Genomic DNA, 20,681 nt, shown 5'->3' with positions numbered 1-20,681 from the left:
CCTGACAGCTCCGGAGGTGCTTTGGAAGGACTAACTCAACTCATATCAGCCTGCGGGCAAGCGACTGCCATTGGCGCCGGCTGCCGCCGCTTGCGGGCTACTGCCGTTGGCTCAGTACTGGGGCCAGGAGGAAGCTCAGCGCCTGGAACAGGAGCACCAGCAGCAGGGAGTGCAGGATGCCGAACTGTTCGGCGAGGAAGCCCAGCACGGGCGGGCCGGCGAGGAACGCACCGTAGGCGATGGTCGAAGCCACCGAGACCCGGGCCGCGGCATGGACAGGGTCGTCGGCCGCGGCGGACATGCCCACGGGAAAGCCCAGGGAAGTGCCCAGGCCCCAGAGTCCAAGGCCCGCGAAGGCGAGCCACGGCACAGGGGCGAAAACGAACGTGGCAACCCCGAGGAAAGCGGTAGCGGCACAGCACCGCATCACCGCGACCCGGCCGAAACGGTCCAGCAGGAAGGTCCCTGCGAAGCGGCCCACTGTCATGAAGGTCACGAAGACGCCATAGCCTGCCGCGCCGGCTGCTTCGCTCTGGCCGTGGCCGTCCGCCAGCGCCAGCGCCGCCCAGTCCCCCGCCGCGCCCTCGGACAGCGCCAGGCCGAGCACCAACAGCCCGAGCAGCAGGGTGCGCGGTTCCCGCCAGGCCATGGCCACCAGGCGCTTGCCGTGCAGGGATGCGGCCTCCGAGGCCAGGGCCGGGTTGATGACTGGCAACGGGCCCGTGGTGGGGTCTTCGAAAGTGTCGGTTTTCCGGGGTCGCACCGGCTTGCGCTGCAAGGCAGGGCGGCTCCGTACGCCGCCTGCGCGGTCCGCCCGGAAGGACAGGCTGGCAACCAGCACCGCGGCGATCGCGACGGCGCCCACCAGCCCGAGGTGCCACGCCACGGACAGCTTCGCGGCGGCGGCCCAGGCGCCTGCCGCGGCTCCGGCCACGGTGCCCAGGCTGAAGGATCCGTGCAGCCAAGGCATCACATACTTGCCCAGGGCGCGCTCAACGGCGGCGCCCTCGACGTTGAGGGCGGTGTTGTAGCAGCCGTTGGCCAGGCCCAGCAGCGCCAGGCCGCAGGCGGCCACCGGCAGGCTGGACAGCACCGAGGTGCCCACGCCAAGCAGCAGGAGTCCGCTGCCGCTGAGCACACAGGCGATCCGCGCCGTGCGGGCAGAGCCGATCCGCAGCACCACCAGCCCTGAGACGGACACCGAGGTGAAGGACGCGGCCGTCAGGCAGAGCAGGATCAGCCCGACGGCGGCCGGAGTCAGTTCCAGCCCGTTCCGCACCGCCGGGAGGCGGGAAACCCAGGACGCGGCGGCGATGCCGCTGGCCCCGTACGCGGCCATGACAGCAAAGCGCCACCGCGCAATGTCTGCAGCGGTGGCGCCTTCGCCTTGCCCAGGGATGGTGTTCAAGCGAGTTTCACTGTTCGGTCAGCTTCACGACGGCTTGGGACTTCATCAGGACCTTCTGCCCCTCAAAGGTGACGGTGAGGTCGATGCGCGCGGTTCCGGCGTCGGCGTCGAGGGCTCCCACAACGCCGACCACCTCGATCACGGCACCGGGTTCGCCGGTGCCGGTGGTGTCGGTGACCAGTACGGGCTTGGTGAAGCGGGTCTGGTAGTCGACGACGGCGGCGGGGTCGTCCACCCAGTCACTCACCAGTTGCACGGCCGAGCCCATGGTGAACATGCCGTGCGCGATCACGCCGGGCAGGTCCACGCCGGTGGCGAAGGCTTCGTTCCAGTGGATGGGGTTGAAGTCTCCGGACGCGCCGGCATACTTCACCAGGTCCTGCCGGGTGACGTCGATGCTGCGCGCACCGATTTCCTGGCCGACGGCGAGGTCTTCGAATTTCAGGCTCATGGTTACTGTCCCTCTCCGCGGACCAGGATGGATGAGGTGGTGGTTGCCACGGGTTCGCGCTGCAGGTCGTCGCGGAGCGTGAAGATTTCGGCGCGGGTGGTGATCATGGCGCCGCCGCCCATGGCGCGGACGCCGTCCACGTGCAGTTCGGCGCGGAGCTGGTCGCCGGCGACGATGGCGCGGTGGTGGGTGAAGCGCTGGTCGGCGTGGACCACGCGGCTGAAGTCGATGCCCGATTCCGGGTCCTCGATCAGCTGGGCGTCGGCCCGCTGCGCCACGATGATGGCGAAGGTGGGAGGCGCCACCAGGTCGGCGTGGCCGAGCGCCTTGGCGGCCTCGACATCGAAGTGCGCGGGGTGGGTGGCCTTGACCGCCCGGGCGAACTCCCGGATCTTCTCGCGGCCGACGTCGTACACCTCAGCGGCAGGGTAGCTGCGGCCCTGCAGGTCGGGGTTAATAGTCATGCATCCAACCCTAATGGGCGGGCGCACCACAGCGGCAGTTGTGAAGGCACTCCCGGACTTTCCGGGCACGATATGATGAATCCATCATTTCATCAATCGAAGGATGGCAAGGAAGCCATGTATTCAGCCGCGCAGGCGCCGCTGTACGAAATCAAGGCCAATTTGTTCAAGGGCCTGGCACATCCGGCCCGCATCAGGGTGCTGGAGCTGCTGGCCGCCGCACCCGGCACCACGGCGCCTGTCAGCTATCTCCTGGCCGAAACCGGCCTTGAGGCTTCGCACCTGTCCCAGCACCTTGCCACCCTCCGCAAGCACGGCGTCGTGACCTCCAGCCGGAGCGCCAACGCCGTCAACTACACGCTCGCGCACCCCAAGATCGCCGAACTCCTGGCCATCGCCCGGACCTTCCTCCTGGACACCCTTGCGGGTTCCCAGGAACGGCTCCAGCTCGCCGGGGAACTGCCGGCGGTTCCGGTGTCCGCGGAAGCCGCATCATGAACCTGCGCAGCCTGTTCCCCGCGCGTTCCGACTACACCGGCCTGCGCTCCTCGTGGCGGGCGGACCTGCTCTCCGGGATCACTGTGGGAATTGTCGCGCTCCCCCTCGCTTTGGCCTTCGGCGTGAGTTCCGGCGTGGGCGCCGAGGCAGGGCTCATTACGGCTGTGGTCGCCGGTTTCGTGGCGGCGGTCATGGGCGGCTCCAATGTGCAGGTTTCCGGCCCCACCGGCGCCATGGTGGTGGTGCTGGCACCCATCGTGGCCACGCACGGCGCTGGCGTCATCGCCGTCGTCTCGATCATGGCGGGCCTCCTTGTCTGCCTCCTGGGCGTCAGCCGCCTGGGCCGGGCAGTCTCCCTGATTCCCTGGCCTGTGGTCGAAGGCTTCACCCTGGGCATCGCCGCCATCATCTTCCTCCAGCAGGTTCCACTGGCCACCGGCACCGCAGCCGTTCCCGGCCACAACACCCTGCTGGCGGCCATCGACGCGGCTGCCACGGCACACCTGCCCACGGTCATCCAGACCCTGGCGATCGTGGCCGCGGTGGCCGGCGTCATGCTGCTTGTCCCGCTGCTGCACCGCGCACTGCCGGCCAGCCTCATCGCCGTCGTCCTCGCGACCGCCGCGGCGGAGTTGCTCCGCCTGGACATCCCTCGCATCGGCGCGTTGCCCCACTCGCTCCCGGTTCCGGAGCTGCCCGCGGTCGACCCCGCCGCGCTGGGCAGCCTGGCGATGCCCGCCGTCGCCGTCGCAGCGCTGGCCGCGATCGAATCGTTGCTGTCCGCCCGCGTGGCCACGGGGCTGAAAGGTCCGGACGGCCGGCCCACCGGCCCCTACAACCCGGACCGGGAACTGACCGGTCAGGGCCTGGCCTCGATCGCAGCGGGGTTCTTCGGCGGCATGCCTGCCACCGGGGCGATCGCCCGGACTGCCGTGAACGTCAGGTCCGGGGCCCGCACCCGGGTGTCCGCCGTCGTCCATGCCCTGGTGCTGCTGGCAACCATCTACCTCGCGGCCGGCTTCGTGGGGCGGATCCCGCTGGCCGTGCTCGGCGGGATCCTGATGGTCACCGCCACGCGCATGGTGTCGCACCGGACGGTCACGGCGATCCTGCGCTCGACGCGTTCAGATGCGGCCGCGTTTGCCATCACGGCCGTCATCACGGTTGCTTTCGACCTGATCATCGCCATCCAGATCGGCCTGGCTGTCACGGCGGTCCTGACGCTGCGGAAGGTGGCGTCCCTGACCGGCGTGCGGCGGGAACAGATTCCGGGAGCGGCGCTCGCCGGCGATGAACACATCGCTCTGTTCACCCTGGACGGCGCCATGTTCTTCGGCGCCGCCGAACGGGTGCTGCAGGAGATCAGCCAGGTGCGGGACATCGAGGTGGCGGTCATCAGGCTCTCGCAGCTGAAAATGCTGGACGCCACCGGTGCACATGCGCTGGTGGACGTGGTGTCCGCTTTGGAACTGCGCGGCATCACCGTGCTCATCAAGGGGGTGCAACCCGAGCATCTCTCGCTGGTGACCAATGTGGGCGTTATCCGCTCCCTGCGGCACCACAAGCATCTGTTCACCGAACTGGAACCGGCGATCGAGCACGCCAGGAGCCACGTCAGGCGGAACGCCGAAGCCCGGGCCGCGCTGTCCTGAACCCGGTTACTTCCTGAGCGTCTTTCGGATCTGCTGCCCTCGCACCACCAAGCCCACGACGTGCAGCACCAAGCCCAGGCCGATCACGCCGAGGGAGGCGAAGGCCATGCCCTTGTTCTGGGTGGTGTTTCCAATGATGGTGAGGATGATCCCGACGGCGATCAGGCCCATCGCGCTGAAGACCAGCGTCTTATAGGTGGTGGAGGCAGTGGCCCAGAATTCATTCAGCACCCGCCAATTCTACCGACGCACTAGAAGAGGGAGTCCTGGAGCGCCGGAACCTCCGTGCAGTAGTGGCCGAACTCGATCCGGCGGCCCTTGAGCGCGCCGAGGCCAGCAATGAACCCGGACTCTTCGCCCGGCAGGGACACCAGAGCGGTGGCGCCGCTCAGCGAGCGGACCGTGAAGCCGTGGTCGCCGCCGTCGAACGCCTGGGGATAGGGGTGCCGCCTCCGGGAGTCGAAAACTCCGCACGCTTCATCGGCGACGGCGGGCCGCTGCCAGTCTTCCTCCACCGTGGAAAAACCGCCCAAGGCAAGCTCGTCCAGGAGCTCGCGCGTGCGGGCGGCCGCCCGTTTGTTGATGGCTGAAAGTTCGACGTCGGCCAACGGCTCAAGCAGAGAAGCCGCCTTGGCGGCGGACCTGACCAGCTGGACCGTGCCGAGTTCCTGCGTGACGAGGTCTTCGAGGATGCGCACCACCCGGCCGTCCTCGGCATGGGCCACGTAGCTTGCCCGCACGGCGCCTTGCTCGGCGAGGCGCTGCCATTTGCGCACGGACGAGGCCGTGCCCACCTTGGTGGCGCCGCCGGCGAAGGTGGCCAGGTAGAGCCAGTGCGGCTGCATCAGGTAGGAGCGCAGACCGGCCGGAACGGAACCGCCGCGGTGGAAATCATGCATCAGGCGGAAGTCGTCGCGCGCGAAGCATGGCCCGCATTGCCTGCCCCGTTCAGCCGGCGCCGCGTCCGGGCAGGGCACATGGAGGCGTTCCCGCGGTCCGTGGACCTTGCTATGGCCAAGGCACCACAGCCCGTCGAGCACGCGGAATCCGAGGCGGCCGCCGACGGCCAGCGGAACATCGCGCGGCTCCCCGGATGGCGCGCGCAGGAGCAGCGCCGGGGACCCGCCGTCGGGCATTCCTGCCGACGGCCGGTCCTGTGCAGCCGGCCGGTCCCAGGCGACGCCGTGAACCAGCATGGCTACAGGGAGGGCTGGACCCCGAAAGCAACCGCGAGCTTCATGATCTTTTCGGCGCGGCCAAGGCGCGGGAGGTCGGAACCGTCCCGGATGACGCGGCCGTTGGCTTCGAAGTCGTTCATGAAGTCGGTGGCCCAGGCGACGTCCGACGGCGTGGGGCTGATGACTTCGTTAATGACGGTGGTCTGATCGATGGCCAGGCAGAGCTTGCCGGTCATGCCCATGGTCACCGTAATGCCCGTCTGCTCCCGCAGGATGGGGTGATTGGTGCCGACAGTGGGGCCGTCGATGGGGCCCGGCAGGTTGCCGACGCGGCTGGCGACAACGAGCTTGGCGCGCGGGTAAGCCATGGCTTCCGGGGTGGCTGCCATGCCGGTGTCGCGGCGGAAGTCGCCGGAACCGAAAGCGAGGCGGAAGCAGCCCTGCCCCTTGGCGATGTGGTTGGCTTCCTCGATGCCGACGGCGGATTCCACCAGGGCGATCACGGGGGTCTTGCCGTCCATGCGGTGGTAGGACTCGGTGACCTGGTCCGCGGACTCGGTCTTGGCGAGCATCACGCCGAGCAGGCCCGGGGTGCCGCGCAGGCCGGCGAGGTCGTCCGCCCAGAACGGGCTGGTGGCATCGTTGATGCGGACCCAGGCCTGGCCGCCGCCGGCCAGCCAGTTCACCACGTTGCTGCGGGCGTGGTCCTTCTGGGACGGGTCAACGGCGTCTTCGATGTCCAGGATGATGGCGTCCGCGCGCGAGCTGGCCGACTGGTCGAAAAGCTCCGTCTTCATGGCGTTCACGAGGAGCCAGGAGCGGGCGATGTCGGCAGGGATGCTGCGCGTAGGGCGCACGGATTCGGTGGTGATGCTGGACGTCATGCATCTACCGTATCCGCCCGGCAGGGGCAATGGCGAAGAAAGAGCCTTCTATGTGATCATCACTATGAACAAAATGAATATGACCCTCGACGGCGGCACGCACCTTAGTCGGGCGCCCCGGCCCCCGGTGGCGACAGAACGGCTAGCAGCTTTCCGAGGCCCGGGAGCTCACCGGAGCCGCCGTTGTCCTGGCCTTTTTCGGCCTCCAGCGCCTCGTCCAGGAGGTTCTGCGAAAGCATCGACAGGGTCCAACCCAGCGGCGGGTCAATGGCCGGGCGGCTCTTCGGTGCCACCACCACGGTGCCGTCGCCGCCGAGCTTGTCCAGGACCGCGCCACTGGCTGCGTCGCACTCAGTGTCCAAGCAGACGTCGGACGCTGCGCCGAGGCGCTGCAGCCAGGCCCCGGCTTCAACCTGGTTGGCCTTGGCCTTCAGGCCCGCGAGTGGAACGGCGAGCTCCGCGACCGGTGCGGGCACCCTGGCCGCCAGGTCCACGCCCGGTGAGTTGCGGATGTAGACGAACACCGGAACCACATAGGGATGCTGCTCCGTGCCGGCCCCGGGCCCGCCGTTGTAGTCCTGGACCACCTCACGGAGGGTGCCCCAGACATCGGAGACCGTCCCGAGGCCGGAACCTTCCGCGTAACCGCCGTCGATCGCCTGGAAGGCTCCCGCCGGGGTACAGCCTGCCTCTGCGGCCCGACCGTACCGGAGCCGGCCGGCAGGGGAAATGAGGGGGAACCTGGCGGAGATCATTGCCGCCGTGGACCAGCGGAGGTCCGTGTCGCAGAAACCATTCGCCGGATCGAAGAAATCGATGGACACCGGCGGCCCGTCCTCTGACAGGCATTCCGGCGCCGCCGCATCGGAAGCGTCCTTCGACCCGGGCAGCTTGACCTGGCTCAGGACCAGCCGGCAGCCCGAGCCCGTGACCGTGGAGTTGAGGATCACGGCGCCGGCGGCGCCGCGGGCGCTTGGATCAAAGGCTGCGTCCAGGAACGGGGCCCGGCGCTCCCATTCGCGTTCCATCAGGGCGGCACGGTCGTGCCACGCGAAATCGCCCCGGCTCCGGTTGGGGATCAGCAGGCCCGTGCCGCCGGCGACGAGGTCGGAGACGATGGCTCCGCCGACGCTGACCGAAAGTGCTTCCGGGGCCGCCACCGCATCACTCGCGGTCGCCAGGCCTGTTCCTGCTCCTTCGCCACGCGGTGCATAGCGCGTCACCAGCACCAGCCCGAGGGATCCCCCGCTGACACCGCTGGACAGCAGAGTGGCGGTCTTGCCGCACCCGGTTCCGGCGAGGGCGCCGAAGACCCTGGTGGTCCAGCTCGCGGCCCGGATGCCGCCGCCTTCCGCCGCGACCAACAGCATGGGGCGGACGGTCTTCCCGTTCCCGGCCTTGGTATTGCATGGCGTGGATTTCCCCAGCCAGTCCCTGAACTCGGCGTCCACCGCGTTGCGTTCCGGGGAGACGGGCACCTTGCCGGTGCGCGGCAGGTGCATGGCGTCGCCGCCCCCGCTCAGTTGGCCGAGGGCCAGGGCCGCGGCCATGAGGGACAGGATGGGGTTCGCCCGGAATCCCATCCGGTAGAAGATCTCCAGGGGCTGGCGCTGCTGGGCCCACACGACCACCGCACCGAACAGCAGGGCCCAGGAGCCGATACCAAGCACCGCCGTCGCCGAGACTCCCAGGAAGGCGGTGAAGAACGCCGGCGCCAGCAGCAATGCCAGCAACGGCACCGCTCCGAGGGCAAGCACCAAGTGCTTCAGGTACGGCCATTGCCCGAAACCGTTTCTGGGGTCCGGACCGAACAGCCGCGGGGCGCGGCGAAGAAGGACGCTCCGCAACGGGTAGGCGCCGGCGGCCAGGACCGCTCCGAACGCCAGCAGACCCCACACCCGCAGCGGCCAGCCGTCGGGCATGGATGCGACCAACCCCGGCTCAACGAGCATCATGGCGGCCGGCCCGGCGAAGCTGCGCACGAGGGACATGCCCGCCACGGCGATCAGCAAGAGCGCCAGGTTGTCGCCTCCGCACCAGGCGTCCATGGCCCGGCGGCGGTCCTCCCCGTGTGGGCACATGGCCCACCTTGCCCGGAAACTGAACGGCGACCCCAGCATCGAGACAAACTTCATAACGACGGACACGGCCAGCAGAATCAGGGGCACGCCGATGAAGATCCCGTACTGCCACCAGTTGCTCCGCTCGACAGGGAACCCACCGGCGGCCATCACTGCGAGCGCGGCGAGCAGGACCACCGGGCCGGCCAGCCAGAGCCGCCAACTGGGCGGCAGCTCAGGTATGTAGGACTCTGCCCAGAGCTGCCAGGCCAGGACCGACCGCAGGCGCCCGATGTATTGCAGGCCCAGTGCAATGACGGGAACCACCAGCGAGCTGGCAAGGAACGGCCCGGGGCTTCCCTCCGCCCACAGCCTCTGGGAGTCCGGCATCTGGTCATTGATGCCAGGAACCGGCAGCAGCGCCAGGACAGCGACCAGGCCGACGGCAGTAACGGTCAGCCGGTGGAACTGGACGGTCCCGGCCAGCCGGCGCAGGCGGCCGAAGACCCTCTTCCGCAGCAGCGGCGTGGCGAGGAGGCCAAGCACAAACAATGCCAGGACCAGCCACTTCAGGTTGGTGACGACACCCAGCACGGCCGCCGCAGGGGGCGTGGAGCCTGCATCCCGGATGGCGAAGAGCAGGAGCACACCTTCGGTAACATCCAAGGCGGCCGCGGTCACGGCAATGATCCGCGCAAGGATCCTGCCCCTCGCCAGCCGGAAAAGCAGGGCCCCGTAGAGCAGGGCGAATGCGAAGTCGATCGCCACATGGACGGTAACCAGGGCGGCCAGTTGCTCATGGTCTTCCTGATCCAGCCCGGCCCAGACAGACCAGGTGTCCCGGGCGCCGAACGCCCCGAAGCCGCTGAGGATGGTGACGCTGCTGTTTCCACCGTCCGGGGTGACGACCCCCGCCACGAGCCGGTCGATTTCGGCCATCGCGATCCACAGCGTCACCGCGCAGACCAGAAGAGTTGCCGTCAGCCAGCGCAGCACGCGGCGCGGTACGGGGAAACGCGGTGACCGCGGTACAGCTAAAGCCTCAGCCATGACAACCCCCAGCCGGGTGCCTCGTCCAGCGCCCCTGGGGAGACCGCGGGCGCGTGACTGAATGATGCGCCCGACCCCGTTCCATGTCAATCGACTGTAGGAACCTGTTCTCCTTGCGCACGGGGACCGGCAGCGAGGCCCCGCGGCGTCACCGTGCTTAACCCGGCGACGCACACCGAAATGCGTCGCAGGGTTGCCTGTGATTGCCTGCCGTTGCGCCGGGTTTCCCTTGGTTTCCCGGGGTTTCCGAGCGTTACCCGCAGGCTTCCCAGCCCCTTCCCGGATGCGCTTACATCGTTCCCACCGGTCCTTCGAACACGACCGGATCCCCAAACCCCTAACCGGAAAGTAGCTCCCATGAAACTGCACCAGCCCCTGTTGAGCGTCGCGGCCGCCGTCGTACTTGCGCTGACGGTGAGCGGCTGCGGCGGCAACGCGGAAGCGGGCCCCGGCGGCTCTTCCCAGGGCGGCAGCGAGGTGAAGGAACTGCGCTACCAGGGCTGGGCCAACTCGGTCACGCTGCCCGAACTCGCGGCGGACCTTGGCTACCTGGGCGACGTCAAGCTCAAATGGGTCGGCAACACCACCAGCGGCCCGCAGGACATCCAGTCCGCAGCCACCGCCCAGACCGACTTCGGCGGTGCCTTCGCAGGAGCCGTGGTGAAGCTCATCGAGGCCGGCGCCCCCGTCAAGGCCGTGGTCAACTACTACGGCGAAGACGAGAAGACCTTCAACGGTTTCTACGTCAAGGAAGACAGCCCCATCCGCTCGGCCCGGGACTTCATCGGCAAGAAAATTGCCGTGAACACCCTGGGCGCCCACGCCGATGCTGTGATCAACACCTACCTGCGCAAGAGCGGGCTGAGCGCCGAGGAAGCCAAGCAGGTCCAGCTGGTCCCGCTTCCGCCGAACGACACGGAACAGGCGATCCGCCGCGGCCAGGTGGATGCCGGTGCGCTGGGCGGTGTGCTGCAGGACAAGGCGATCGCCGCCGGCGGGCTCCGCTCCGTCTTCAGCGATGTCCAGTTCTTCGGCAGCTTCGCCGGCGGCCCCTACGTGCTGCGCACCGACTTCATCGCCAAGAACCCGTCCACCACCGAGACCTTCGCCACGGGTGTTGCCAAAGCCATCGAGTGGGAACGCACCACTCCCCGCGAGGAAGTCATTGCCCGCTTCACCAAGATCATCAAGGAACGCGGCCGCAACGAAAGCACCGACGCGCTGAAGTACTGGAAGAGCGTCGGCGTCCCGGACGCCGGGCGGATCAAGGATGAAGACTTCACCCGCTGGGGCGAATGGCTGAAGACCTCGGGCATCGTCACCAAGGACCTCACCCCCGCCAACTACTACACCAACGAGTTCAACGAGCTCGCAAAGGGGAAGTGATGACCGCCAAGATCAGCCTGCGCAACGTCAGCAAACAGTTCACAGTGCGGCCGGGCAAGGGAACCGCGGCCACCACCCTCACCGCCATCGATTCCCTCAACCTGGACGTGCGCGACGGCGAATTCCTCACCCTGGTGGGGCCCAGCGGCTCCGGCAAGACCACCTTGCTGGACCTCCTGGCTGGCCTGTCCACGCCCACCTCCGGCGAGGTATTGGTGGACGGCCAGCCGGTGACGGGACCGGGCAAGGACCGTGCGGTCGTCTTCCAGCAGTACGCGCTCTTCCCCTGGCGCACCGCCTCGGCCAACGTCTCCATCGGACTGGAGGGCAAGGGAGCCGACGGCCGGAAGCTCAGCCGCCGCGAGCGCGCCGCCAAGGCCAGCGAGTACCTCAAGCTGGTGGGCCTGGCAGGTTTCGAGGACCGCTTCCCGCACGAGCTCTCCGGAGGGATGAAGCAGCGCGTCGCCATCGCCCGCAGCCTGGCCTACGAACCGGACGTGCTGCTCATGGACGAACCATTCGCCGCCTTGGACGCCCAGACCCGCGAACAGCTCCAGGAGGAGCTCCTGCGGATCTGGCGGGCCACCGGCAAGACGATTGTCTTCATCACCCATGGGATCGACGAGGCCGTGTACCTGGGCCAGCGGGTTGCCGTGCTGAGCGCCCGGCCCGGGCGCCTGAAGGCGATCGTGGAGGTGGAGATCCCCGACCGCGACGGCGACGAGGACATCCGCTCCACCCCCGCCTTCGTGGAGCAGCGGCACAAGGTGTGGACCCTGCTGCACGACGAGGTCCGCCTCGCGCAGGACGCGGGCCACCGCAAGATTCTCCCGGACGGCAGCGCCCCGGACGAGCCGGCAACGCAAGAAACCCGCGAAAGGAGCGCTGCCTAATGAGCGCAACACTCACCAAGACAGCCCGCGCCCTGGGGACCGACGCCGCTGAGGCGGCTGCCGCCGTCGGGCAGGGCACTCCCCCGCCGGTCACCGCAAAGCCGGCGACGGCGGCCCTCGCCTCCGTGGCGGACGCCTTCAAGGGCGCGGCGTCCCGCGCCGGGTCCTGGCTGTGGAAGGCCACGGGCATCCTGGGATTCCTGGCGCTGTGGGAATTCGGGCCGCTCCACCTCGCGCCCCCGTCCACCCGGGTGTTCCTTCCGCCGCTGCATGAAGTGCTGCAGGCCTGGGGCAGGCTCTTCGAGAGCGGCTCCATCCAGGGCCACCTTGCCGCGAGCCTGAGCCGCTCGGTGCTGGGCTTCGGCATCGCCGTGGCGGCCGGTGTGTCCCTGGGCCTGCTGATCGCCTGGTATGGCCGGCTGAATTCGGTGCTGAATCCCTTGCTGGAGCTGTTTCGCAATACCGCGGCGCTGGCCCTCCTTCCGGTTTTCACGCTGCTGCTGGGCATCGGCGAGGAATCGAAGGTGACGATCGTGGCCTACGCGGCGTTCTTCCCGGTGCTGTTGAACACGATCGCCGGCGTGAAGACCGTGGACCCGCTGCTGATCCGGGCGGCGAAGTCCCTGGGCCTGAACAGCTTCCGCCTCTTCCAGAAGGTGATCCTGCCCTCGGCGGTCCCGACGATCTTCACGGGCATCCGGATGGCCGGCACGGCGTCGATCCTGGTGCTGATCGCCGCGGAAATGGTCGGCGCCAAGGCCGGGCTGGGCTACCTGATCATCAATGCCCAGAGCAGCTTCCTCATCCCGGACATGTACGCCGGCATCCTCACCGTGTCCCTGCTGGGCTTGGGCGTGAACTTCCTGCTCGTCGCCCTGGAGCGGCACTTCTCCCGCTGGCGGACCGCCGTCGGGGCCTAATTACTTCCCTTCCACCGCAAACAAACAGATAGGAAAGAACAATGACCGCCATTACCGAAACCAAGCTCGAATTCGCCAAACTGGGTTCCCGCATCGGCGCCGAAATCCGGGGCCTGGACCTCAGCGGGGACCTCAGCGAGAGCACCGTGGCACAGATCCGCGCCGCCCTCAACGAGCACAAGGCCCTGGTGTTCAGGGAGGCCAACATCCTCACGGACGAAGCCCAGGTGAAGTTCGCCAGCCACTTCGGCCCGCTCACCACGGCCCACCCCACGGTGGCCTCCGTGGAAGGCGAAGCCAACGTGCTGCCCGTGGACAGCGAGAACGGCTCGGCCAACAACTGGCACACGGACGTGACCTTCGTGGTGAACCCGCCGCAGGCCTCCACCCTGCGCAGCATCGACCTGCCCTCCTATGGCGGCGAGACCCTGATCGCGTCCTCGGCCGGCGCCTACGCCGACCTGCCGGAGGAACTGCGGAACTTCGCGGACACCCTGTGGGCCATCCACACCAACGACTACGACTACTCCGTGCCCAAGAATCTGGAACACGAGAACGCCGAGGAGCGCCGCAAGGAGTTCACCCGGATCAAGTTCGAAACCGCCCACCCCGTGGTGCGCGTCCACCCGCTGACCGGCGAGCGCGGCCTGTTCATCGGCGGTTTCGCGCAGCGGCTGCGGATCGTGGGCCTTTCCAACACCGAGTCCCGGGACATCCTGCGCCTGCTCCAGGCCTACGTGACCCGGCCGGAAAACATCGTTCGCGTGAACTGGGAGCCGAACCAGCTGGTGCTGTTCGACAACCGCATCACCCAGCACTACGCCCCGGACAACTACGACGGCCAGCAGCGCAAGCTCAACCGCGTGACCATCGCCGGCGAGATCCCGGTGGGCATCGACGGCAAGGCCAGCCAGTCGATCCAGGGCGACTCCTCCACCTATTCCGTCGTCGCGCCGCTCTAAGTAGCACGCATGTGTTGTTGTAGCTGTACCGGACCCGCAACCCAACTAGCTCGCAGTTAACGTCGTTCTGAGCGCTCATAACGACAACAACTGCGAGCTAGTTGGGTTAACGGGAACAGTCAGTCCCTGACGGGTTCCAGCACGCTCAGCACAATCCCGTTCGAGTAGATCCTGGTGCTGGTCAGGGTCAGCTTCCGCTTGCCCGCGGCGTCGTCCGGGAACAACCGTTTCCCGGAGCCGAGAATCACCGGGAAAACCATCAGCCGGTATTCGTCCACGAGGTCCGCGTCGTACAGGGCCTTGAGCAGCGTGGGGCTGCCGTTGACCAGCAGCGGCCCGCCGTCCAGTTCCTTCAGCGCGGCCACGGCCTCCGCCACGTCCCCGTCAAGCACATGGCTGTTGTTCCATGCAGGGTCCTTCAGGGTGGTGGAGGCGACGTACTTGGGCATGTTGTTGAACTTGTTCGCGAAGCCGGCTTCGTCGTCGCGTTCAGGCCAGGCCGCCGCGAAACCCTCATACGTCACCCGGCCGAGCAGCAGCGCACCGGACTCCTTGAGCTCCTCCAGCTTGTATTCGTACATGGCGGGATCCTGGTCGATGTCGAAGGTCCAGCCCTCGTGTTTGTACTCCGGCTCGCCTCCCCCGGGCCCCTGGACCACACCGTCGAGCGATACGAATTCGGAAACAATCACCCTGCGCATGGTGCGCCTCCCGTTGCTGGATTGCCGATGCCTCCAGCAACGAGAGTGGCACAGCGGGGACGTTTGCAACAGGGCTTACGGCATGGCAGCGCCCCGGGCAGCGGTCCAGAGCGAGTACCACTCGATCCGGCTCATCGACGTCGCCGCCTCCGCCGCACCGGCACAGGCGGCGATCCGTTCGGGCCGGGAGCTGCCCACCACCGGGGAGATTCCCGCCGGATGCTTCATGAGCCAGCCGAGGAGCGCGGCTTCCGGGGTGGTGCCGTTGTCCTCGGCGAAGCGGGCCAGCAGCCCCGCGGTCTCCCGGTCCGCGGCGGTGGGCGAAGCGTAAGGCGCGCCCGTGTACCGGCCCTGGGCGAGGGAGCCGTAGGCCTGCAGTTCGATGCCCTTGCGCACGCAATGCTCGATGGTGCCGTGCGGGAAGCCGGCGTCGAAGCCTTCCTGCCGGTTGACCAGCACCGAGCTTTCCACCCAGGCGGCCTTGTGCAGGCTCATTTCCAGCTGGTTGGCCACGATCGGGGTCTCCAGCGCGTCCTGCAGATAGTCGATCTGGGCCGCGGACATATTGGACACGCCCAGCGCCCGCACCTTGCCTTCCGCCATGAGCTGCCCGACGGCGGCCGCCACCTCGGACGGTTCCAGCAGCGGATCGGGGCGGTGCAGGAGCAGGATGTCCAGGTAGTCGGTGCGCAGCCGCTGCAGGCTGGCGTTGACGCGTTCCAGGATGGCCTCGCGGCTGAGGTTGTAGTGCCCCGGCACGCCGCCCTCGGCGAGGCTGATGCCGCATTTGCCCTGCAGCTGGATCTGTTCCCGAAGCCCCGGGCTCGCGGCGAGCACGTCGCCGAAGACGGACTCGGCCTTCCCGCGGGTGTAGATGTCGGCGTGGTCGAACAGGGTGATGCCGATGCCACGGGCCGCCTCGATCGCGGCCGCCGCTGCGTCGACATCGCCGGGGCCGTAGTCCGGGCTGTCCCAGTCCCCGCCCAGGCCCATGCAGCCGTAGATGAGGCGTCCGCCGTTGTTGTTCTGTGCAGTCATGTCCAAACTCTTCCACGCGGCAACGGCGCCCCGCACGCAAAGGTGCGGGGCGCCGTCGTGATCAAAAAGACAGGGTTAGCCGAAAAGCCAGGCGGTGGTGGCACCCGGAAGCTTGCCGCCCTCCAGGGCCGCGCTGCTGACGACCACGGTGCCTTCCGGCAGTGCCACGGCCTCCGTGCCGAAGTTGGTCACCGACTGCCAGCCGTTGGGGCGGCGGAAGTGCAGCACCTCGGGATTGGCGTTGGGGATCCACTCGAGGCGTTCCCCGGACTGCAGGTCCGAGCGCAGGGCCAGGGCCTTGCGGTACAGCTCCAGGGTGGAACCCTCGACGCCGTCCTGGACGTCCGCCGCGTAGGCGGCGAACCATTCCGGCTGGGGCAGGTGGGAGCCGTTGGCGCCGAAGCCGAAGGACGGACCCTCGGCGGTCCAGGGCAGCGGCACGCGGCAGCCGTCCCGGCCGATCTCCACGCCCTTGTTGCGGAAGAAGGACGGGTCCTGGCGCTCGGAATCAGGGATCTCTCCGCCGACTTCCTGCAGGCCGAGCTCCTCGCCCTGGTACAGGTACGCCGAACCGGGCAGGGCCAGCATCAGCAGGGAGGCGGCACGGGCACGGCGCAGGCCAAGCTCCACGTCCACGTCGTCCTGCAGGCCGCCTTCGAGCAGCCACTTCTTGCCGGCCGCGCCCGCCATGATCTCGTCGTCCTCCGTCGGTTCGGAGACCGGGAGGCCGTAGCGGGTAGCGTGCCGGACGACGTCGTGGTTGGAGAAGACCCAGGTGGAGGACGCGCCGGAAGCCTCCGCCTCGGCGAGATTCTTGGTGACGATCGTGCGGAACTGGGCGGCGTCGAAATCGGCCTGCAGCAGGTCGAAGTTGAACGCCTGGCCCAGCCCCTCCGGGCTGGCGTAGCGGGCGCGGCGGTCCGCGTGCACCCAGGCCTCGGCGACGGCGGTGCGCGGCGGGTTGTACTCGTTGAAGACCTTGCGCCACTCGGCGTAGATCTCGTGGACCTCGTCGCGGTCCCAGTACGGGTGGGAGCCGTCGATGAAGCCGTCGGTGCCGTGGGCCTTGGCCTTGAGGTCGGCCTTGGTGGGCAGGGCCCCTTCGAGGTTCTTGGTCAGGGCATGGGCGACGTCGATGCGGAAGCCGTCCACGCCGCGGTCGGACCAGAAGCGCAGGGTGGTCAGGAAGTCCTCATGGACCTCCGGGTTGTCCCAGTTAAAGTCCGGCTGTTCCTTGGCGAAGATGTGCATGTACCACTGGCCGGGAGTGCCGTCCGGTTCGGTGATGCGCTCCCAGGCGGGGCCGCCGAAGACGGAGTCCCAGTCTGACGGCGGAATCTCGCCGTTCTCGCCCAGGCCGTCACGGAAGATGTAGCGGTCGCGGGCGGCCGAGCCCTTCGGGGAGGCCAGGGCTTCCTTGAACCATTCGTGGCGGTCCGAGGAGTGGTTGGGAACGATGTCCACGATCAGCTTGATGCCGGCTCCGTGCAAGGCGGTGGCCATTTCGTCGAAATCCTCGAGCGTGCCCAGCCGGGGGTCCACGTTGCGGTAGTCGTCCACGTCGTAGCCGCCGTCCGCCAGGGCCGAAGGGTAGAACGGGCTGAGCCAGACGGCGTCGATGCCCAGTTCCTTCAGGTACGGCACCTTGGCGGTGATGCCCTTGAGGTCTCCCAGGCCGTCGCCGTTGGAGTCGGCGAAACTGCGCGGGTAGATCTGGTACACGGAGGCCTGCCGCCACCAGTTGGGGTCGGCCATTCGCTCGGCGTCGGTGCGGTTTGCCTTGGTGGCGATGGTGCTCACGAAACTCCTTTTATTTAGAATCTAAATTATCTCCCCATCCAGTATGTGACTCCAGCAAGCGAAGGTCAACAGCGGTGCTCAGCCCTGGTTGCGTTTAGATCCCGCATAGGAAAAGGCATAGCTCTTTGAGGTGCCGTCCGGGGCAGTCGCAATGACCTTCACGGACATTGCAGGCAGGTGCGGGCTGTGCGTATCGATCGAATACATGCCGGACGCGCCGGCCGGCAGCGAGCCGAACTGCGTGGCACCGAAAGCAGTCTCAACGGTCAGCTCGAGGGGGCTCTCGCCCCGGTTTTCCGCGGCGATCGTCAGCACCTGGGACCCCTTGACCTTCTTGCTGCCAAGGGTGAATTCGGCATCGATGACGGTCTGCGCGGTATCCAGGCGAACGAAGGGAACAACCACCGGGCCGCGGGTCCAATCCATTACTTCGGCCTGCGCCGTACTGCCGGAGATGATGTCCAGCGCGTTGGAATCGCGCGTGTCCGTGTCACGCGATGCGTCCGCATCAGTCCAGGAACCGGCCCCGCCGCCAATCCTGTACGGGCCCACGAAGGAGGGGCAGCCGGCGCCGTTGGAACATTCCGCGCTGTACACGGGGCGCACGTTGCCGATGCCCTCGCCTTCTTCGGCGTCGCTGAACATGGACACCTGGTAACCGGTGTTCCGCAGGTCAATGCCCTCCAGCACCGCGGCGGGAACTGACGCGATGATCTTGCCGGAAGGGTCGACGTCGAGCCTCACCTCCCCCACACGCTGCAGGCCTGCGTCATAGACACCTCCGCCGAAGCGCGATTCCGCGTACCGGCCATCGGCAACCACCGCGTACTTCCAGGCACCGGCGGCCGAGGTGTTGGTACCCGGCAACATGGCAGCGGCCTGGGTCGAACTGCCGTCCTGAAGGTAGATGTTCAGCCGCTGGGTGCTCATTCCCGCGCCGCCCCACGGATTGTTGATGGGGCCGGCCGTGGATGTCAGGAAGCGGACCGTTCCGCCGTCCTGGTAGACGTCCATGCCGGTCAGGTCGAAGCTCCCGGGGTTGAAGGCCGAATCCGTGGGGTAGGTGTAGCTGCCCGGGCCGTTGTCATCGCCGGCGGGATCGGAGAGCGATCCGATCCTGGTGCCGAGCGCGGTCACGGTACGCCGAACAACGGCCACCACACCGTTGTCGCCGGTTGCCGTGACGACCACCCGGTTGGTGATGTCGGGCAGGGTAACGTCCACCGCAAAGCTGCCGTCCGCCACCGCTGCATCATGCCGGACCCCGTTCACGGTGACGGCCACGCCGGGCGCGCTCGTGGTCCCGGACACCGTCAGCTGCCGGGAGTCCACCACGGAGCCGTCCGCCAGGCCGTCCACAGCGAGTTCCGGCGCCGGTCCCTCGGGCTGGCCGTCGGCGGTGGCATTCCAGCCGTCCCAGGTGTCGGCGTCGAAGTTCAAGCGTCCGGGCTCGGTGTCCCACCAGTTGTCGCCGGCCTTGATAACGCTGGTCCCGCCCACAATGTAGTTGTGCAGCAGGATCCCGTTGCCCTGCGACACTTCGTTGCCGATTGCCACCTTCCGGCCGGCAGGATCGTGGTAACGCTTCAGCAGGCTGGCCTGCGAGGTGTAGTCAAGGCCGTTCCAGGCGTCCACCGAGAATCCGTCGATCTCGAGGTTCTCGGTGTTCGACAGGGCAAAAACCCGGACGCCGCAGTTGACCATGCCTTCCACCCGCGTATCGGTGAACCGCATGTTCCTGACCGTGGTGGCGGCATCGGCGCGGTCGGTGGCGCCCATGTCTTCCCAATGGCTGGAGGAGTTGAACACGCAGGTGTTGTATTTGACGTCCTTCCAGTACATCCGGTTGTGGATCACGTCCGTATTGGCCACGGAAACGGCATCGATTTCGCGGGGCACCCACCCCCACTGCATGACCGGGCCGTTCTCGTTTTTCCAGATCACGGTGTTCTTGATGTCGACGTTGCTGTGGTACAGCTTCAAGACGTCGTCGTTGGAGTGGAAGAAGGTGTTCTTCATGCTGCTTCCGTCGTACAGCTCGATGCCGTCCGTCTGCCAGTACCAGCCTCCCACCTGCTTGTAGTTCTCCACGTCCATGCGGAAATTCTCGACGCCGACCTCGACTTCGTCCGAGCCCTCGCCTTCATGGGCGTAGACCACGAAGGAGTGGTACGGCGGGTCGGCGACGGTGACGCCCTGCAGGTCCAGCGTCTGGCCGGTGTTCGACGATTCGAACTGAAGCATCTTGACGCAGCTCGCATGGCAGTTCGCGCCCACGCTGTGCGCGTAACCATTCCCGGTGTCCGGCTCGTACACGTACTGTTCCCCGGAGAGGACACCGAGCCCGGTCACCTTGTAGTGGCTTTGGGTCTTGTGGAGGAAACGGAAGGCGCCTTTGACGTAGGCGCCCGGGGCCAGGTAGACCCACTTCACGTTGGCGGGCAGCACCGCGTGATAGTCCGAACCCATGTAGTAGGTACCCGGCCGGAAGTAGACAATGTCCTCGGTAATCGCCCCCAGGTTGTTGACCAGGCCAGGCTCCGGGTAGTGAATGGACCCGTCGTCCGCGCCGGGAACGTACCGCCCGGTATCCGTGGCGGAGAGGACAGGGTTCGCGAAGACCAGCATCGAATTCCGCGGTTCAGTATGTACCGGCCTGTTGCCCGCGGCCGCACTCGTGGTGAGCGCACCGGAGGTGCCCGACATGTCGTTGTAGGAGGTGACCAGCTGCGGATCGAACTCCACCGAGAAGCGAAGCCCGTCCGGAGTGAAGGGCACTTTCACGCGGATGGTGGAACTGTCCACCAACTGCTTCTCCAGGCCGAGATCGGTCGGCCTGATGGTGACCTGGCTGGCCGAAGTGATTTGCTGCCCGGTTTTCAGGCGCACATTCACCCAGACGTCCTCGCCGTATTCGAAGCTCGACCAGCTCATGGTCATTCCCGCTTCGGAGGCGAACTCGGCCCCGTCCTGTTCCGTGTAGCCGATCTTGCCGTTGCCGCCGCGGGGCACGCTCGCGTAGACAAAGGAACCATAGGCCGTGTCCGGGCTGGCGGCCGTTGCAACGGACGCCTCGTAGAACTCCGACGCGCGGACTTTGTCCGCAGGCACGGGACCGCTGGTAGCAACGGCATTGTCATGGCCCCACGTGGTCAGCGTCGGGGTCGATGCGGGCGGAGCCACAGGGGCCGGAGCCGCCGGCCCGGCGGCGATGACGGGATCCGTTGCGGCGGCGGGAGCGATGGGGGCCAGCAGGGCCCCGATGAGCGCGCCCGCGCCGGCAAGAGTGCTAAAACTCCAACGGTTTTTCACTAAACATCAACCTCTCTGTTGATC

The 20,681-nt window shown here is 67.5% G+C and carries 17 protein-coding genes; 6 read left to right on the top strand and 11 right to left on the bottom strand.

All coding sequences use genetic code 11. From position 1 onward, the window contains the following. Positions 1 to 97 precede the first annotated feature (97 nt). From BLP88_RS17550 to BLP88_RS17540, 3 genes are all read right to left on the bottom strand, one after another. Positions 98 to 1,339: an MFS transporter gene (locus tag BLP88_RS17550; RefSeq protein ID WP_245679913.1), complete on the bottom strand. Its 1,242-nt coding sequence runs from the start codon at positions 1,337 to 1,339 to the stop codon at positions 98 to 100. A gap of 76 nt (positions 1,340 to 1,415) precedes the next feature. Continuing rightward, positions 1,416 to 1,859 (bottom strand): MaoC family dehydratase, encoded by a 444-nt coding sequence (locus BLP88_RS17545; RefSeq protein ID WP_074591349.1) that lies wholly within the window; start codon positions 1,857 to 1,859, stop codon positions 1,416 to 1,418. A 2-nt stretch (positions 1,860 to 1,861) separates the two neighbouring features. After that, positions 1,862 to 2,323: an FAS1-like dehydratase domain-containing protein gene (locus BLP88_RS17540; protein WP_074591347.1), complete on the bottom strand. Its 462-nt coding sequence runs from the start codon at positions 2,321 to 2,323 to the stop codon at positions 1,862 to 1,864. Between the two features lie 117 nt (positions 2,324 to 2,440). Between BLP88_RS17540 and BLP88_RS17535 the strand changes: the two genes are divergently transcribed. Beyond that, the gene (locus tag BLP88_RS17535) at positions 2,441 to 2,821 is read left to right on the top strand and encodes an ArsR/SmtB family transcription factor (protein WP_074591346.1); all 381 of its coding nucleotides are present in this window, start codon (positions 2,441 to 2,443) and stop codon (positions 2,819 to 2,821) included. Next, a complete protein-coding gene (locus tag BLP88_RS17530) occupies positions 2,818 to 4,473 on the top strand; it encodes a SulP family inorganic anion transporter (RefSeq protein WP_074591344.1) in 1,656 nt (551 codons plus the stop codon). Before BLP88_RS17535 ends, BLP88_RS17530 begins: the two co-directional genes overlap by 4 nt. A gap of 6 nt (positions 4,474 to 4,479) precedes the next feature. On the opposite strand, the gene BLP88_RS17525 is transcribed toward BLP88_RS17530, so the two are convergent. From BLP88_RS17525 to BLP88_RS17510, 4 genes are all read right to left on the bottom strand, one after another. Beyond that, complete coding sequence (locus BLP88_RS17525) at positions 4,480 to 4,704, bottom strand: DUF3188 domain-containing protein (RefSeq protein ID WP_074591343.1); 225 nt, start codon at positions 4,702 to 4,704, stop codon at positions 4,480 to 4,482. 20 nt (positions 4,705 to 4,724) lie between these two features. Next, a complete protein-coding gene (locus BLP88_RS17520; RefSeq protein ID WP_245679911.1) occupies positions 4,725 to 5,669 on the bottom strand; it encodes a DUF2797 domain-containing protein in 945 nt (314 codons plus the stop codon). Positions 5,670 to 5,671: 2 nt separating this feature from the next. Continuing rightward, positions 5,672 to 6,535, bottom strand: coding sequence for an HpcH/HpaI aldolase/citrate lyase family protein (locus tag BLP88_RS17515; protein ID WP_074591339.1), 864 nt, complete (start codon positions 6,533 to 6,535; stop codon positions 5,672 to 5,674). Positions 6,536 to 6,639: 104 nt separating this feature from the next. Continuing rightward, positions 6,640 to 9,645: a hypothetical protein gene (locus BLP88_RS17510; protein WP_139163443.1), complete on the bottom strand. Its 3,006-nt coding sequence runs from the start codon at positions 9,643 to 9,645 to the stop codon at positions 6,640 to 6,642. Positions 9,646 to 10,002: 357 nt separating this feature from the next. Here BLP88_RS17510 and BLP88_RS17505 point away from each other — a divergent pair, with 357 nt between their 5' ends. From BLP88_RS17505 to BLP88_RS17490, 4 genes are read left to right on the top strand one after another with little or no spacing between them, the layout of a single operon-like run. Beyond that, a complete protein-coding gene (locus BLP88_RS17505) occupies positions 10,003 to 11,031 on the top strand; it encodes an ABC transporter substrate-binding protein (protein WP_074591336.1) in 1,029 nt (342 codons plus the stop codon). Further along, positions 11,031 to 11,924 (top strand): ABC transporter ATP-binding protein, encoded by an 894-nt coding sequence (locus tag BLP88_RS17500; RefSeq protein WP_074591330.1) that lies wholly within the window; start codon positions 11,031 to 11,033, stop codon positions 11,922 to 11,924. Before BLP88_RS17505 ends, BLP88_RS17500 begins: the two co-directional genes overlap by 1 nt. Next, positions 11,924 to 12,844, top strand: a complete 921-nt coding sequence (locus BLP88_RS17495; protein WP_074591329.1) for an ABC transporter permease — start codon at positions 11,924 to 11,926, stop codon at positions 12,842 to 12,844. Before BLP88_RS17500 ends, BLP88_RS17495 begins: the two co-directional genes overlap by 1 nt. A 41-nt stretch (positions 12,845 to 12,885) precedes the next feature. Then, on the top strand, positions 12,886 to 13,806 hold the full coding sequence (locus tag BLP88_RS17490) for a TauD/TfdA dioxygenase family protein (RefSeq protein WP_074591327.1): 921 nt from the start codon (positions 12,886 to 12,888) through the stop codon (positions 13,804 to 13,806). Between the two features lie 119 nt (positions 13,807 to 13,925). On the opposite strand, the gene BLP88_RS17485 is transcribed toward BLP88_RS17490, so the two are convergent. The 4 genes from BLP88_RS17485 to BLP88_RS17470 all read right to left on the bottom strand — a co-directional run bounded on the left by BLP88_RS17485 (position 13,926) and on the right by BLP88_RS17470 (position 20,657). Beyond that, positions 13,926 to 14,507, bottom strand: a complete 582-nt coding sequence (locus tag BLP88_RS17485) for a dihydrofolate reductase family protein (protein ID WP_074591325.1) — start codon at positions 14,505 to 14,507, stop codon at positions 13,926 to 13,928. 75 nt (positions 14,508 to 14,582) lie between these two features. Continuing rightward, entirely contained in the window at positions 14,583 to 15,545 is a 963-nt protein-coding gene (locus BLP88_RS17480) for an aldo/keto reductase (protein WP_074591324.1), read from the bottom strand. Positions 15,546 to 15,620: 75 nt separating this feature from the next. Beyond that, the gene (locus BLP88_RS17475) at positions 15,621 to 17,345 is read right to left on the bottom strand and encodes a glycoside hydrolase family 13 protein (protein WP_074591322.1); all 1,725 of its coding nucleotides are present in this window, start codon (positions 17,343 to 17,345) and stop codon (positions 15,621 to 15,623) included. 78 nt (positions 17,346 to 17,423) lie between these two features. Then, positions 17,424 to 20,657 (bottom strand): glucodextranase DOMON-like domain-containing protein, encoded by a 3,234-nt coding sequence (locus BLP88_RS17470; protein ID WP_074591321.1) that lies wholly within the window; start codon positions 20,655 to 20,657, stop codon positions 17,424 to 17,426. Positions 20,658 to 20,681: the final 24 nt, after the last annotated feature.

Origin of the sequence: Arthrobacter cupressi, from assembly GCF_900099975.1 — a bacterium.
Taxonomy (GTDB): Bacteria; Actinomycetota; Actinomycetes; order Actinomycetales; family Micrococcaceae; genus Arthrobacter; species Arthrobacter cupressi.
This window is presented reverse-complemented; position numbering and strand designations above follow the sequence as displayed.

What these genes read in the sequence shown, in the direction of transcription:
- BLP88_RS17545 (WP_074591349.1), bottom strand. Translation starts at nt 1,859, where the DNA reads ATGAGCCTGAAATTCGAAGACCTCGCCGTCGGCCAGGAAATCGGTGCG.
- BLP88_RS17500 (WP_074591330.1), top strand. Translation starts at nt 11,031, where the DNA reads ATGACCGCCAAGATCAGCCTGCGCAACGTCAGCAAACAGTTCACAGTG.
- BLP88_RS17490 (WP_074591327.1), top strand. Translation starts at nt 12,886, where the DNA reads ATGACCGCCATTACCGAAACCAAGCTCGAATTCGCCAAACTGGGTTCC.
- BLP88_RS17520 (WP_245679911.1), bottom strand. Translation starts at nt 5,669, where the DNA reads ATGCTGGTTCACGGCGTCGCCTGGGACCGGCCGGCTGCACAGGACCGG.
- BLP88_RS17510 (WP_139163443.1), bottom strand. Translation starts at nt 9,645, where the DNA reads ATGGCTGAGGCTTTAGCTGTACCGCGGTCACCGCGTTTCCCCGTACCG.
- BLP88_RS17505 (WP_074591336.1), top strand. Translation starts at nt 10,003, where the DNA reads ATGAAACTGCACCAGCCCCTGTTGAGCGTCGCGGCCGCCGTCGTACTT.
- BLP88_RS17495 (WP_074591329.1), top strand. Translation starts at nt 11,924, where the DNA reads ATGAGCGCAACACTCACCAAGACAGCCCGCGCCCTGGGGACCGACGCC.
- BLP88_RS17515 (WP_074591339.1), bottom strand. Translation starts at nt 6,535, where the DNA reads ATGACGTCCAGCATCACCACCGAATCCGTGCGCCCTACGCGCAGCATC.
- BLP88_RS17480 (WP_074591324.1), bottom strand. Translation starts at nt 15,545, where the DNA reads ATGACTGCACAGAACAACAACGGCGGACGCCTCATCTACGGCTGCATG.
- BLP88_RS17485 (WP_074591325.1), bottom strand. Translation starts at nt 14,507, where the DNA reads ATGCGCAGGGTGATTGTTTCCGAATTCGTATCGCTCGACGGTGTGGTC.
- BLP88_RS17540 (WP_074591347.1), bottom strand. Translation starts at nt 2,323, where the DNA reads ATGACTATTAACCCCGACCTGCAGGGCCGCAGCTACCCTGCCGCTGAG.
- BLP88_RS17550 (WP_245679913.1), bottom strand. Translation starts at nt 1,339, where the DNA reads ATGGCCGCGTACGGGGCCAGCGGCATCGCCGCCGCGTCCTGGGTTTCC.
- BLP88_RS17530 (WP_074591344.1), top strand. Translation starts at nt 2,818, where the DNA reads ATGAACCTGCGCAGCCTGTTCCCCGCGCGTTCCGACTACACCGGCCTG.
- BLP88_RS17535 (WP_074591346.1), top strand. Translation starts at nt 2,441, where the DNA reads ATGTATTCAGCCGCGCAGGCGCCGCTGTACGAAATCAAGGCCAATTTG.